The 14,138-nt window shown below is 53.0% G+C and carries 10 protein-coding genes and 1 pseudogene; 9 read left to right on the top strand and 2 right to left on the bottom strand.

From position 1 onward, the window contains the following. The first annotated feature begins 91 nt into the window (after positions 1-91). A complete protein-coding gene (locus JJD41_RS23505; protein ID WP_200670133.1) occupies positions 92-1,561 on the top strand; it encodes a phytoene desaturase family protein in 1,470 nt (489 codons plus the stop codon). Between the two features lie 57 nt (positions 1,562-1,618). Here JJD41_RS23505 and JJD41_RS23500 read toward each other — a convergent pair whose 3' ends face one another. Further along, complete coding sequence (locus JJD41_RS23500) at positions 1,619-1,942, bottom strand: hypothetical protein (RefSeq protein ID WP_200670125.1); 324 nt, start codon at positions 1,940-1,942, stop codon at positions 1,619-1,621. A 605-nt stretch (positions 1,943-2,547) separates the two neighbouring features. Here JJD41_RS23500 and JJD41_RS23495 point away from each other — a divergent pair. From JJD41_RS23495 to thyX, 4 genes and pseudogenes are all read left to right on the top strand, one after another. Continuing rightward, entirely contained in the window at positions 2,548-2,805 is a 258-nt protein-coding gene (locus tag JJD41_RS23495) for a hypothetical protein (protein ID WP_200670123.1), read from the top strand. A gap of 112 nt (positions 2,806-2,917) precedes the next feature. Continuing rightward, positions 2,918-4,131, top strand: a pseudogene (locus JJD41_RS23490) (ISAs1 family transposase). Positions 4,132-4,155: 24 nt separating this feature from the next. Then, the gene (locus JJD41_RS25885; RefSeq protein WP_370583936.1) at positions 4,156-4,518 is read left to right on the top strand and encodes a CHAT domain-containing protein; all 363 of its coding nucleotides are present in this window, start codon (positions 4,156-4,158) and stop codon (positions 4,516-4,518) included. A gap of 418 nt (positions 4,519-4,936) precedes the next feature. After that, a complete protein-coding gene (gene thyX, locus JJD41_RS23480) occupies positions 4,937-6,376 on the top strand; it encodes an FAD-dependent thymidylate synthase (RefSeq protein WP_200670118.1) in 1,440 nt (479 codons plus the stop codon). Between the two features lie 49 nt (positions 6,377-6,425). Here the strand turns inward: thyX and dut are convergent, their stop codons facing one another. Continuing rightward, positions 6,426-6,851, bottom strand: a complete 426-nt coding sequence (gene dut, locus JJD41_RS23475) for a dUTP diphosphatase (RefSeq protein ID WP_200670109.1) — start codon at positions 6,849-6,851, stop codon at positions 6,426-6,428. A 109-nt stretch (positions 6,852-6,960) separates the two neighbouring features. Here dut and JJD41_RS23470 point away from each other — a divergent pair, with 109 nt between their 5' ends. The 4 genes from JJD41_RS23470 to JJD41_RS23455 all read left to right on the top strand — a co-directional run bounded on the left by JJD41_RS23470 (position 6,961) and on the right by JJD41_RS23455 (position 14,117). Further along, positions 6,961-7,521, top strand: coding sequence for a deoxycytidylate deaminase (locus tag JJD41_RS23470; RefSeq protein ID WP_370583935.1), 561 nt, complete (start codon positions 6,961-6,963; stop codon positions 7,519-7,521). A gap of 191 nt (positions 7,522-7,712) precedes the next feature. Continuing rightward, the gene (locus tag JJD41_RS23465) at positions 7,713-10,307 is read left to right on the top strand and encodes a beta strand repeat-containing protein (RefSeq protein ID WP_200670107.1); all 2,595 of its coding nucleotides are present in this window, start codon (positions 7,713-7,715) and stop codon (positions 10,305-10,307) included. An 8-nt stretch (positions 10,308-10,315) separates the two neighbouring features. Next, the gene (locus tag JJD41_RS23460) at positions 10,316-12,898 is read left to right on the top strand and encodes a CHAT domain-containing protein (RefSeq protein WP_200670106.1); all 2,583 of its coding nucleotides are present in this window, start codon (positions 10,316-10,318) and stop codon (positions 12,896-12,898) included. A 358-nt stretch (positions 12,899-13,256) separates the two neighbouring features. Further along, positions 13,257-14,117: a DUF928 domain-containing protein gene (locus JJD41_RS23455; protein ID WP_200670104.1), complete on the top strand. Its 861-nt coding sequence runs from the start codon at positions 13,257-13,259 to the stop codon at positions 14,115-14,117. Positions 14,118-14,138: the final 21 nt, after the last annotated feature.

The raw sequence follows: 14,138 nt of genomic DNA, 5'->3' as shown, positions 1-14,138 counted from the left end.
CTGCTGGATATTGGGGTTAGGGCGGGGCAGAACCTCGTAAATTCCCGGTAAAGATAAACTAAAAAGATAGATAGTGAGCAGAGGGAGATGTGTGACTGAGTACGAGGCGATCGCGATTGGCAGTGGGATCGGTGGTTTGGTTGCCGCGGCCTTGCTGTCGCACTACGGCAAGCGGGTGTTAGTGTGTGAGAGTCACTCGATTCCCGGCGGGGCCGCTCACAGTTTTCAGCGCCAGGGGTTTGAGTTCGATAGCGGACCGTCGTTTTACTGCGGTTTGAAGGCGGCGGACAGTCTCAATCCGTTGCAACAAGTGCTGACCCGATTGGGGGAATCGGTGGAGACGATCGCCTACGACCCCCTGGGCCATTATTATTTCGGCGATCGCGTCCTCCCGGTTTATGCCAGCAGCGAGGCGTATTTGGCCGAAATCGCGCGGATAACGCCGACGGGGGCGAAACAACTCGAACGGTTTCAACGGCGCTTGCTGGGGCTGTACGACGGGCTGAAGGGGATTCCGGCGATCGCCTTAAGCGCCGATTGGCGGGTGATTCCGGCTTTATTGCGCTATCCCGGGGCTTTGCTCAACTTGTTGCCTCACGTCGGGACGATTTCGGGTTCCGTCGGTCGCCTGCTCGATTGCGATGTGAGCGATCCTTTCGTGCGTCGGCTGGTAGAGTTGGAATGTTTCTTACTGTCGGGATTGAGTGCCCACGAGACGATCGCGGCGGAAGTGGCGTTTATGTTTGGCGAGCGCGATCGCACGGCGATCGAATATCCGGTGGGGGGCAGTGGGGCGATCGTGGCGGCGCTGGTACGCGGTTTGCAGCGCTGGGGGGGTGAATTGCGGCTGAATGCCCATGTAGATAAGATTTTAGTCGAAAATCGGCGAGTTTGCGGAGTACGCTTGCGCGGTGGCGAGGAGATCGCGGCGCCGATTGTTATCTCGAATGCGACGATTTGGGATACGTACACGCAGTTACTCGACCCCGGAGATTTGCCGGAAGCGGATCGCCGAGAAGCCTTGCAAACTCCGGCGATCGCCAGTTTTATGCACTTACACTTGGGCATTCGAGCCGACGGACTCGACCCCTTGACGGGACATCACGTGGTGGTGGCGGACGGCGATCGCGATCTGGCGGAACCGGGGAACACCTGCATGATTTCGATTCCGACGGTATGGGATCCGAGTTTAGCCCCGTCGGGACATCATGCCATTCATGCTTATACATTGGAGCCGTATTTGGGGTGGAAGAAAGGTAACTTATATAAAAAACGTAAGCGATCGCGGGCGGAAAGCTTGTATCGGGCGTTAGAGAGAGTGATTCCGGACGTGCGATCCCGGGTCGTCGTCGAGGCGATCGGAACCCCCCTCACTCATGCCCGCTTTTTGCGTCGATATCGCGGAACTTACGGTCCGGCGATCGCCGTCGAAGAGCGATCGTTCCCGAGTACCTACACCCCCATTCGCGGGCTGTATCGGGTCGGCGACAGTACCTTACCCGGCATTGGCGTGCCTGCCGTCGCCGCCTCCGGAATCTTATGTGCGAATAGTTTGCGTTGAAACCACAGGCAAGAAAGGGAGAAAATTGATTTAAAATCAAACAGTATAACTCAGACCTCATCGCACCTTCTTGTCCCCCCCCGTCGCCGTCGGCAAAGCGGCGGGCGCCGTCACCTGTGGATGCGCAACCCCCATCGCCGTCCCCTCCAACCGGGGATGCACCACCACCAGCAACCCAAAAACCATCAGAGACAGCAAAACCGGACACTGGCGCCGCCCGTCTCCCCGTTCCTGCTGCCAAGACAGCAACAACAGCAACAGACTCAATCCAAAACCTAAATAAGCATTGCCCAAACCCAGCACATTGGGGATGAGACAATCCAGCAATTGATACAGTTTGTCCTTATTTAAGGTGAATTTTTGAGATGTCATCGTACTCATCCAAACCTTTGACATCTCCATTAATAATTAGAACAAAAATTAGTGAAAATAGCCCTAAAATACTTATTTTATAAACCTAATATTCAAGCAAAATTAAAAATCATTAAAAATTTCATAACATCAAATAAAATTATCCACAATAAACACAAAAAATCTAAAATAAATCAAAATAATGATCCTCTTTCTTTGAGGATTATAATTGTAAGCAAACCGCATATAGCATGACCAAATTAGATGATTGAAGATTGCCCCCCGACCCCTTTGGGAGTCGGAGGATCTTGCTCCCTAATTGGATTACAAATCATTTAAAATTGCTATATCCATCTTCAATGCCTTTCCTATCAAAAGCCCCCCTTACCAAGGGGGGTTGGGGGGATCCTCCACCCCCTTACCAACCGCTCGAAAGCCCCCCTTACCAAGGGGAATTGGGGGGATCCTCCACCCCCTTACCAACCGCTCGAAAGCCCCCCTTACCAAGGGGGGTTGGGGGGATCCTCCACCCTCTTCACCCCGGCGCCCACAGACCATTTATCCCTAACTCCTAATGCTACCTTAAACAAAGTCAGACCCCTCAACTCAACCCTCTATTTCCCTCAAAAAAGAACATGAACAACACAATCTCTTTCCCGCAAAACAACACCGGACAACCACAAACCTTACAAGAAGTCTTTTTGCAAGACTTTATCGACACCGTTTTATGGCAAGGCAACAGCGAAAACCAATATTGGTGTTGTCAGCTTCGCTATCACCCCAAAAACGTGAAGCAGACAAATACTCAAATCGCCAACCAGATGAACAAACAAGTCAACGGCGGCTTTCCCGTCACGAATATGCCCGGAACCCTCCAGGGTAAGCTCATCTAATTTTGTAGCCAATTTACTTGACAAAAACAACAAAATGTCCATCAAGCTGGATTAAATGAATTTGGTTAAGATCGAGATGCATCGAAATTGAGAGTGTTTTGAATTCAAGATTATGGCTAAAGGTTTTGCCCCCACGGTTGAAGCGAAAAACAAAAAGACCGGGAGTCAAGTTCAATCCATCCCCTCTATCTCTGAAGTACAAGACAATTTATTGAGTTATGTGGAAGAAATTAAAGACCCTCACTCACCCCGAACTCAAAAACATTTATTGAAAGATATTTTAGCGATCGCGATTTTAGCCGTTATTGCGGGTGCGGAAGGATGGGAAGACATGGAAAATTACGGGCTGAGCAAATATGTTTGGTTAAAAGAGTTCTTAGCCTTACCCAATGGCATTCCTTCTGATGATACGTTCCGGCGAGTTTTTGAACGAATAAACCCCCTGGAGTTAGAGCGAATATTAGCCCGATGGCTTCAAAGTATTATGGGGTCTTTAGTGGGAGAAGTCGTCTCGATAGATGGGAAATGTCTGCGAGGCTCTTATGACCGAGAAAAGGGGATTAAAGCGTTAAGTTTACTGACCGCTTGGGCGGGGAAACAACAACTAATTTTAGGACAAGTCAAGGTAGAGGATAAGTCCAATGAAATTCCGGCAATTCCCACTTTGTTAAAGTTATTAGATCTTCAAGGAGCTGTCGTCACGATTGATGCTCTAGGGACTCAAGTTAAAATTGTTCAACAAATTCAAGCCCAAAAAGCTGATTATGTCCTCGCCTTAAAAAAGAATCATTCCACCCTTTACACCCAAATTGAAGAAGAGTTTGAATCCTTAAGAAAATCTCCGAGCAACTCCAGTGAAGTGAGCTACGAACAACGCCTTGAAAAAGGACATCATCGGGTTGAGAAACGACGAGTTTGGGCGATTCCCATTTCCCAATTTACCCATCTTCATCATCAAGAACAATGGTGCGGAGTTCAAACAATTGTTGTGGTCGAACGAATTCGTCATCTCTCGAATAAAACGACTCGGGAAGTTCAGTTTTATCTGTCTTCTCTTCCAGCTAATGCTTCCCTTTTAGGCAAGATTATTCGACAGCACTGGGGAATTGAGAACCAAGTTCATTGGGTTTTAGATGTGACTTTTAATGAAGATTCCTGTCGGATTCGTTCCGGTCATAGTCCTCACAATTTATCTTTACTCCGGCGCTGGGCTTTGAATGTTCTTCGTCAAGAAACCACTCTTCGGCTTTGCGACAAAAACAGAAACGAGCCGCGATGAATAACGACTACATGACCACTGTTCTCAAAGCCTTTTGTCAAGCCTGATTGAGATGCTCTTACCCTGGGAAAGTGCCGGATATTCCGACAGCAATTTTAATGGAAAGATTCTATCAGAATTTGTTACAGACTCAACGGGGTCGCGCGGAATGTTTACAGGAGGCGCAAGATTTTTTAAAAACTCTAACGATTGGTGACATCCGCGACGAGTGGCTGACGAGGGGGAGGTTCGCACAGGTCGAGCGAGTGAGTAAGGCGAGTGCTTTTTTTCTCAAGAGATTGAAACATAAGGCGGATGAGTTCATGCCTTTTTCTGCGCCGTTTTACTGGGCGGCGTTTATCTGCATCGGCGACCCCCGCCCGATGAAATGGAATGTAGAAGATCCCCCTAAATCTCCCTTGGAAAGGGGGACTTTCAGAGATGGTACGATCTAGGTTTGTTGAAGTTGATGGAGGGGGGAGATCCCCCTAAATTCCCCTTGCGAAGGGGGACTTTCAAGAGATGATTTATAGTTTTTTTTGAGTAAGGATTGGTATAAAAAGGAGGGGGATAAAATGGGGGATGATTTGCTTATTCATTAGCAATCAAATTAACATAAAAATCATTTATATAGCATTCCCAAATCAGTCGAGTGAGGAATGCTATAGGATTGCTATAGTAGGGGTTTGGTTTCCAAACCCCTACAGGACACAATAGAAATGTCGAGAGAGTGGGGGTAAGCAGATGGCTGCTATTTGTATGTTTATTTTATAAACAGTCTCTTCATCAAATTGTTGCGTAACGGGTGAATTAATGCAGAAAATTGTGGTATCTTAAATAGGTTTGTCGATCGCAGGTACTTTTGAGGATTGCATGGATAAATTTAGAGTCGAAGTCATTACGAAAACACCTCAACCGCAGCAAACGATTTATGCTGCCATGCATCAAGATTATAGCGAAAATTTCGTGATAGACGATCGCGAGAAATGGTTGGATGAAACGAAAGCTGGGGAAACGGTGGTCAAGCGTTTGTTGGCGGGGGAACGCGGGCATTATGGCCCCTTAGAACACGTGTCAATCGTGTTTAATTGTGGCTTTTTTCCCCACAGTGTCATGCAGCAAGTCAGAACACATCGTGTGGGGATTTCCTTTGACGTGCAATGTCTGGCTGGAAATACTGAGGTGACATTTGTCAATGCTAGGGGCAGTTTACGCAAAATCAAAATTGCGGAACTTTACGAGTTGTGGACAAACGGGGAAAAAGCGATTCGCCAACGATTAAAAAGAGGCAGAAAAAAAGAACTTCCTGGGGACTATTGTCTCGATGGCAAAAGTCGCATCAAAAAAATGCGGTTAAGGGTTCTGAATGAAACCAATGGTTTTTTTGAGGTCGGACAGATTAAGGATGTAATGGCTAAAGGGATTCAACCTGTTTATCGCCTAACTTTGGAAGATGGTAAAACTTTAGATTGTACGACCAATCACCGCTTATTGACTTCAGAAGGCTGGCAAACAATGGGAGAAGCGGTTGGTTTAGTTACCGCCGATAACGGAGCAGGTCAGGTAATGAAGATGACTAAAAATTGCTCGGTCTTATGTAATGGGATGGCAGTGGCAGGCAATAGACTTTATAGAAATAAAGAGTTTCTAGAACAAAACAATAATAAAGAGGCGGAGTTTGCCAAACAGGATTCTCCTCCACAGATGCTACGCGAACGGGATAAAGAGGCAGCTCAACCGAAATCATTAGGGAATAAACTACGAACGCATCCAGTTAAAGTAAAAGGGGTGGAATTCTTGGGACTTGCAATGACCTATGACCTCGAAGTAGAAGGGCCTTGGCATAATTTTGTGGCGAATGGTATGGTGGTGCATAATTCTAACCGCTATACAGGAGCGAGAATCGTACAGGCGGCGGAAGGAAAGCGGAATCTCGAAGATGTTTTTTATCTGCGTCCGGTGGGCTTTTATCACGATCGCCAGGGCAAGCGTTACGAGTATAGCCAACAACAGCGCGATCGGGATTTAGCTTGGTGTTTGGAAGCGGCGAAACGGTACGCCCAATTCATCGAAGAAGGGGCGGCGGAGGAACACGCCCGGGGGATTATTCCCTTTGACGTTCGCCAGCATTGGGTAATGTCTTTGAATGGGCGATCGCTGATGCATTTATTAGATTTACGCTTTAAATCTGACGCTCAATTAGAATGTCAAAAACTCTGCGAGAAAATCTGGCCGCATTTTCAAGAATGGATGCCGGAAATTGCAGCGTGGTATGAGAAAACACGCTTGAAAAAAGCGCGATTGTCGCCGTAGGGAACAGGCGAAAAATAAGAGGGGGCGGGTATTTTGCCCGCCGCCAGGATTACACCCCCGTGGAACCGAAACCGCCGTTTCCTCGGGTGGTTTCGACTAATTCTCCCCGGAAAACTTCGATGGGGGGACGAACGACGGGGGCGATGACCATTTGAGCAATTCGCATTCCTTTGGTGACGTCGAAGGGTTGCGAAGAATGATTGATGAGGATGACTTTAATTTCTCCTTGATACCCTTCGTCAATCGTCCCGGGACTATTGAGAACGGTGATGCCGTGTTTGGAGGCTAAGCCGCTACGGGGGCGGATTTGGGCTTCAGTTAAGGGGGATAATTCGATCGCAATTCCCGTTCCGATTAACCGCCATTCCCCGGGAGGGATGAGGGCGTCTTCATGGGAGATCAAATCCATGCCGGAATCGGTCTCGTGGGCGTAGGTGGGCAGGGTGGAATCGGGATAGAGTAGGCGAATTTTCATCGAAAACTATCGAGTGAGCAAAGCTCCGATCCTATCAGACAAAAGCCCTTCACAGATCGCCGCGATCGCCTCAGAATGGAAACTGCACCTTTAGCCGCAATCAAACCCCGTGAATGAGAGCCATAACCCCGACGAGGGGGTAATCCGACCGAGTTGGGATGAATATTTCCTAATGTTAGCCAAATTGGCGGCGACGCGATCGACCTGTTTGGCGTTTCCGGTGGGGGCGACGATTGTCAAAAATAAACAAGTGTTGGCGACGGGATATAACGGACCGCCTGCGGGGTCGCCTCACTGCACCGAGCAAGGATACTGCTATCCGGGGGTCGTCAGTTGTAGCGAGAGTGACTTACCCTCGCGGGCGGTTCATGCGGAAGCGAATGCGATCGCCCAAGCGGCGAAACACGGGATCGCCACGGACGGGGCCTCGATTTACGTCACCTTAGAACCGTGTTTGTCTTGTTTGAAACTGATTATTTCGGCGGGAATTCGGGAAGTTTTTTACGAAACGCCGTTTAAAAGCAAACAGAATAAATGCGTGCGCGATTCCTTCGTCGAGGAAGGTCTGGTCACCTTAAAACAAATTCAACTCTCCGAGGCGATCGCCCGACAAGCATCTGATTTTCTCTTAAATCCGACCTCGATCGCCCGCCAAACTTCTAAAAAATAAACTCTCGGCGAGGGTCAAACACGGGACATTCCCAACAGCGTAGTTTAGGATCGGATCGGGTCATAAAAAGTCACTCGGTCATTCGCCCGCTTCATTTGGGGGATCGCCATTGTCAACGATCCAGTGCACAAGCGTTACACAGGGGACAAATGCGCCTGGAAGTCAATTAGAGTGCTTGGCATCGCGTATACATGAACTGCCATTTCCTCCCCTACCTTCACGGTTTCTCGGTGGCGGGGACACTCCTACTCGGGAGTAGCTTCGCCACAGCTCAGATCGTGCCGGACGATACGTTACCCCAACCTAGCCGGGTCGATCTCCAAGGAGATCGGCTCACGATCGACGGGGGAACGCGCCAGGGAACTAACCTTTTTCACAGTTTTGACAAATTTTCCGTTCCCACGGGAATGCAAGCCTCGTTCGACAATCCGGGGGCGATCGAGAACATCATCACCCGGGTGACCGGAGCCGAAATCTCGGAAATCGACGGCTTAATTCGCGCCAACGGGAGCGCTAACTTATTTTTCCTCAATCCCAACGGGATCGAATTCGGGCCGAATGCGCGCTTGCAATTGGGGGGCAGCTTTTTCGCCTCCACCGCCGACGCGATCGCCCTGTCCGACGGCAGTCTCTACAGTGCTACCGAACCGCAAGCCCCTTCCTTACTTACCGTTAGCGTTCCCGTGGGTTTGCAATTCGATCGCGTTGGGTCTGCGCCTGAGAATCCCCCGCCCGGGGCGATCGCGGAGCCTCTCCAAAGGAGAATCGTCGTGCGCGGGTCCGGTCACCGCCTCAGTACCGCCGACTCCCTGTTGAGTCCCTTATTCAAAACCGGGATCGAAAATGCCTTGCAAGTCAATCCCGGTCGAACCCTCGCCCTGATCGGCAGTCCGGTCGCTCTCGAAGGCGGCGTTGTAATCGCCGAAGGCGGTCAGATCGAACTCGGCGGCGTCAGCGAGGGTCGCGTCACCTGGCAGAACACCCCAGAAGGCTGGAGCTTCGATTACACCGACGCCACCGAATTTGCCGATTTATCCCTATCCCGCCAATCCCTCCTCGACGCCAGTGGGGCGATCGCGGGGGAGATCGCCCTAGTCGGTCGTCGTCTCACCTTGACCGAGGGGTCCCTCGCCTGGGTGCAAAATCGCGGCTCTCAAGCCAGTGGCGGCATTCGCGCCCGAGCGAGGGAGTCGCTGATCGTCAACGGAGCGAGTTCGGACGCCACCGTTTCTAGTGGCTTCTTCTCGGAAACGATCGATCGCGGATCCGGAGGCGACCTGGAGATCTCCGCCCAATCGATCGCCCTGTCCGGCGGCGGTCGTCTGTTCAGCCGCAGTTTCGGGGACGGTCCGGGCGGTCACCTGAGTTTGCGCGTCACCGATTCGATCCAGTTAACCCAAGTCGGCACGATCTCGCCCAATCTATTTACCTCCATTTACGCCTATACCCTCGGCTCCGGACGGGCAGGCGATCTTTCCCTAGTGACCCGACATCTGAGCTTAATTGACGGGACGGCGATTTCCTCGGGAACCCAAGGGCCGGGAAATGGCGGCAATCTCGTCATCGAAGCCGCCGAATCGATCTCCGTGAGCGGCGTGCTGCCGATTTTACTGGTTCCCAGTTCGATCAACACCGTGACCACCGGATCGGGCAATGCAGGGGCGGCGATCGTCGAAACGGGAACTCTGAGTATTCGTCAGGGCGGTCGCATCGGTTCGACGGCCTTGGGAAGTGGCGCGGCGGGCAGGGTGCAGATCGAGGCGACGGAGGAAATTACCATCAGCGATCGGGTTCCCGGTGCTTTGGGACGCAGCACGATCGCGTCGAGTGCGAATATCGTCGATCTGGTCTTGCAAGAAGCCTTTGGCTTTCCGGCGCGACCGTCCGGCGGTTCGGGCAATATCACGATCGCCGCTCCCCTGGTGCGGGTTCTCGACGGCGCCGAAATTGCAGTGGAAAACGAAGGGGTTGGCGACGGCGGCAGCTTGTTCGTGCGCGCCGATTCAGTGATCCTCGATCGCGGCGGACGACTGAATGCGGCGACGACTTCGGGAACCGGGGGCAATATTACCTTACAAGTGCGCAATCAGCTCTCGGCCCGAGGGGGCAGCCAAATTAACGCCCAAGGGGGCGAAACGGGGAACGGGGGCAACATCCGCCTCGATGTCAATACGATTGTGGCCTTGGAAAATAGCGATTTAGTCGCCAATGCGGTACGGGGACAGGGCGGCAATATCGAAATCCGCACTCAGGGGATTTTCGGGCCGCAATTCCGCGATCGCCTCACCCCGGACAGCGATATTACGGCGAGTTCTCAATTTGGCGTCAACGGCATCGTCAACATCAAAAGTCCCGAAATTGACGCCAGTTCGGCCCTATCTCAGTTATCCGTCGAGCTGGCCGACCCGAGCACCCAAATCGTTACCGGATGTTCGACCGACGAGCGCAGCAGCTTCGCCCTCGTCGGTCGCGGCGGCTTGCCGACCGGGCCGAGTACCCGCCTGAGAAGTCAGCGCCTCTGGGAAGACTTGCGGGACTTGTCCCCCTTCCGGTCTGCCAACGGAGACGGAGAATCGCGCAGGGTCTCCCGAGGAGAATCCCACGGCGTCTCTCCCGCAGAAAAGCCCGTCTCTAACTCACAAAGTTCTGTCCCCGTCGAGGCGGAGGGCTGGCGGACGACGGCGGCAGGTGAGATCGAATTGGTCGGACCGTCGGCAGTGCCGGAACAATGGGCGGCAAATCGGCCCGAGGATTGCAACCTGCTCGGTTCGGTTCGAGAGTGGTGAGGTGGACGATGGCGAAGGGACTCGCGAGATTTAACTTTGGCCTGTGGGCGGCGATCGCGGTGTCGCTGGCGATTCTGCTTGGGCGACGCTTCGCGATCGCCGCGCCGGATCTCGCCCAGACGAACCCCATCCCTAACTTGCTGCGCTCCGTTCCTGCATGGCGGCAGCGCCAAGGGGAAAATTCCCTCGATCGCGGTCGCCGACTCTATCGCGCCGGATATTTTGCCGACGCTGCCGAAGCCTGGGAACGCGCTGCCGCCGAAGCGGGCGATCGCGGCGATCGGGCCAGCCAAGCCCTGAGCTGGAGTTACCGCTCCCTCGCCTACCAACGGCTCAGCCAGTGGGACCGCGCCCGAGACGCCAGCGATCGCGCCCTCACCTTACTCGCCAACTCCCCCGACCGCGAGCCGATTTTCCTCGCCCAAGCTACCAATACCCAAGCCAACTTACTGCTAGCCACGGGACAACCCCGCGCCGCTCTCGAAACCTGGGAACGAGCCGAACGACTGTACCGACAAGGGGGCGACGACATCGGCGCGATCGGCAGCCAGATCGACCAAGCCTATGCCTTGCAACATTTGGGCTTTTACCGTCAGGCGCGCGATCGCCTGGAAAAACTCAACCGACAACTCGGCACCCTCGACCAAGGCGGACTCAAAGTTCAAGCCTTGCACGCCTTGGGAATTGGCTTGCAACTGGTCGGGGATTTAGACGCCAGTCGCGAGGTGCTCGAACGCTGTTTGGCGATCGCCCGCCAACAGCGCGACCTGGACGAAATCGGCGCCATTTATCTGAGTATGGGCAATACCGCCGTTAATTTAGAAGATTTCGACAGCGCCGCCTTCTACTTTGCCAAAGCGGAAACTACGGCTCAATCGGACCTCGAACGCCTCGACGCCCGCCTCAACCAGCTCGACGTTGCCGTGCGATCGCGCCAGTGGCACCAAGCCACCGCTCTCGTCGAACCCCTCTACCACGAATTACGCCAAATTGCGCCGTCTCGCGCTTGGATTTACAGCGTCCTCAACTTTACCGACGCCGGAATCAAACTCGACGACCGCCAGAAAAATGTCAGCCTCGCCCAAATTAACGAATTACTCGCCCAGGCGGTCGCGGCGGCGCGATCGCTGCGCGACCCGCGCGCCGAAGCTCACGCCTTAGTCCGTTGGGGGCGCCTGTACGAGCGCAACCAACAACTCGAGATCGCCCAGCGCCTCACCCGAGACGCCCTCCAAATCGCTCAAGGGATCGTTGCCACGGATATCGTCTCTCAAGGCGCTTGGCAACTCGGGCGGATTTTGAGGAGCCAAGGCGATCGCAGAGGGGCGATCGCCGCTTATCGAGAAGCGGTCAAAGCCCTCGAATCCCTCCGCATCGACCTGGTGGCGATCGATCGCGAAGTTCAATTTTCCTTCCGCGACAGCATCGAACCCGTCTATCGAGAATTGGTGAGTTTGTTGCTCGACGGCGACCCGAGTCCCCCTCGCTTACTCGAAGCGCGCCAGTTAATCGAAGCCCTCCAATTAGCCGAACTCGATAACTTTTTACGCGAAGCCTGTCTCGACATGCAGCCCGTCAAAATTGAGGAGATCGACCCGGAGGCGGCAGTGATTTATCCGATCGTCCTCGAAGACCGTCTGGCGACGATTGTCTCCTCTCCAGGCCATCCCCTGCGCTATTACGACATTCCCATCCCCCAAACCTTTGTCAATCAAACTGTCGAGGAATTATTACAAGCCCTCAGTCCCGCTTACGACAATTTGGAACGCTTGCGCCTGTCGAAAATTCTCTACAACTGGTTAGTTTTACCCGCCCGCAGCGACGGCACCTTAGAGGGGGTAAAAACGTTAGTTTTCGTCCTCGATGGAGCTTTGAGAAACGTACCGATGGCGGCGTTGTACGACGGGGATAACTATCTGGTGGAAGATTACAATATCGCTTTTTCTCAAGGGTTGCAGTTGCTGCCGGGGCGACCGTTGCGCAAGGGACGTTTGCAGGCGATCGCGGCGGGCTTGAGCGAAGCGCGTCAGGGGTTTAATTCCTTACCTGCGGTCAAGTCGGAACTCGATCGCCTCAGCGAAGAATTTCCCACGGCGGTGTTGCTCGACGAAGGGTTTACAACGGCGAGTTTGGAGCGTAAAGTCAATCAAAATTCTGCCGAAGTCATTCACTTGGCCACTCACGGTCAGTTCAGTTCCAAACTCGAAGATACTTTTTTATTGACTTGGGACGGACGACTGGGGATCGACGAATTAGACCGCTTGCTCGCGGAGCAATCGATCCGAGGAGAAACGGCGATCGAGTTGTTAGTTTTGAGTGCGTGCGAAACGGCGGTCGGCGACGATCGCGCCGCCTTGGGATTGGCGGGTCTGGCGCTCAAATCCGGCGCCAGAGCGACCTTGGCGACCTTATGGACCGTGCGCGATCGCTCGACGGCTATTTTCATGAGCGAGTTTTACACTCAGCTCGGAAAACCGGGGGTTTCTAAAGCCCAAGCGGTCCGTCAAGCCCAGCTCAAATTATTGGCGGATCCGGCGACCGACGATCCGTTCTTTTGGGCGCCATTCGTGTTAGTCGGTAACTGGTTGTAGGAGGTGGAAGACGCAAAAGTTAACCGTCACGACTGACGGATTCAAATTTAACTCGAACCGAGTAAAAATCGGAGAATCTAGAAGCTAAATTCAGCATCGGACGAGAAAAACTATTGATTGTTAAGTTCGTCGAAATCGATCGATGCCTGGAAGTCGTGCGATCGCCCTTGTTTCTAGTGCAGTTTTCGCTTTGAAGTTCTCGAAAAAACCACAGTAATACCCGCGACAAACTGGAGAAAAAGGCTCATCAAATCTTTAAAAATTTAGATATTGTTTTTAATGAAATTTTATTAGTTTTACAACCGTTCGTTGATAAAATCATTGCATCCCCTGAATCTTTGACAGGAGAAGACTATCGATGCTAAGCCAACGTTTATTAGCGGCGATCGCCACGATCGCCATGACCACTGGGGTAAGTGCGATCGCCGTCAGTCCGGCGAAAGCGGTCACCTTCACCCCCCCGAGTGACAACCAAGCCCCTCGGGAAAGTACCGGAGGCGCCTCCCGGGGTCAAACCGTGTTCACCCCCCCGGCAGATGGAGCCGCACCCCAACGCACCAGTGGCGGGGCGTCTCGGGGAGAGGCGACCTTTACGCCGCCGACGGACGCCCAAGCGCCCCAGCGCAGTAGTGGCGGGGCGTCCCGTCACGGGGAAAGTGGACTGGCTCTCACCAGCGACTCGCCAACGGCGATCGCCAACGGAATCGCGGGGTTGATTCCCCAGAGCAACTACGGACTGACCCTCTCCGAACGCCCGACAATTTTGGTTTACCTGCCCCAAACCGGAGTTAACCAAGCCTTTTTTAGTATTAAAGACGAAGAGAAAAACCTGCATTATCAAACCACGATCCCGATTTCGCCCAATGGCGGCATCGTGGCGATCGCCCTGCCGGAAGATGCGCCGCCCTTACAAAGCGATCGCCCCTATCAATGGTTTTTCGCCCTCAAATTAGACGAGAAACTGCGCCCCAGTTCGCCGTTAATCGACGGTTGGATTAAACGGGTCGAACCCGACAGCCTCGATTTAGCCGACCTCGAACCGGGAGACCGGATCGAGAACGTCTCCGCCTTAGCCTCTGCCGGAGTCTGGTACGACAGCGCCGCGATCTTGTGGCGAATGAGACGCCAAGATCCCCAAAACGCCCAACTGAGCCAACATTGGCACGAACTCCTCGGTTCGGTGGGATTGGGCGAACTCGCCGACGCGACGCTGCCTTAATCTCCTCGAACCCTTTTTGTT

Source organism: Oxynema mangrovii CENA135, from assembly GCF_016632315.1.
Taxonomy (GTDB): Bacteria; Cyanobacteriota; Cyanobacteriia; order Cyanobacteriales; family Laspinemataceae; genus Oxynema; species Oxynema aestuarii.
This window is presented reverse-complemented; position numbering and strand designations above follow the sequence as displayed.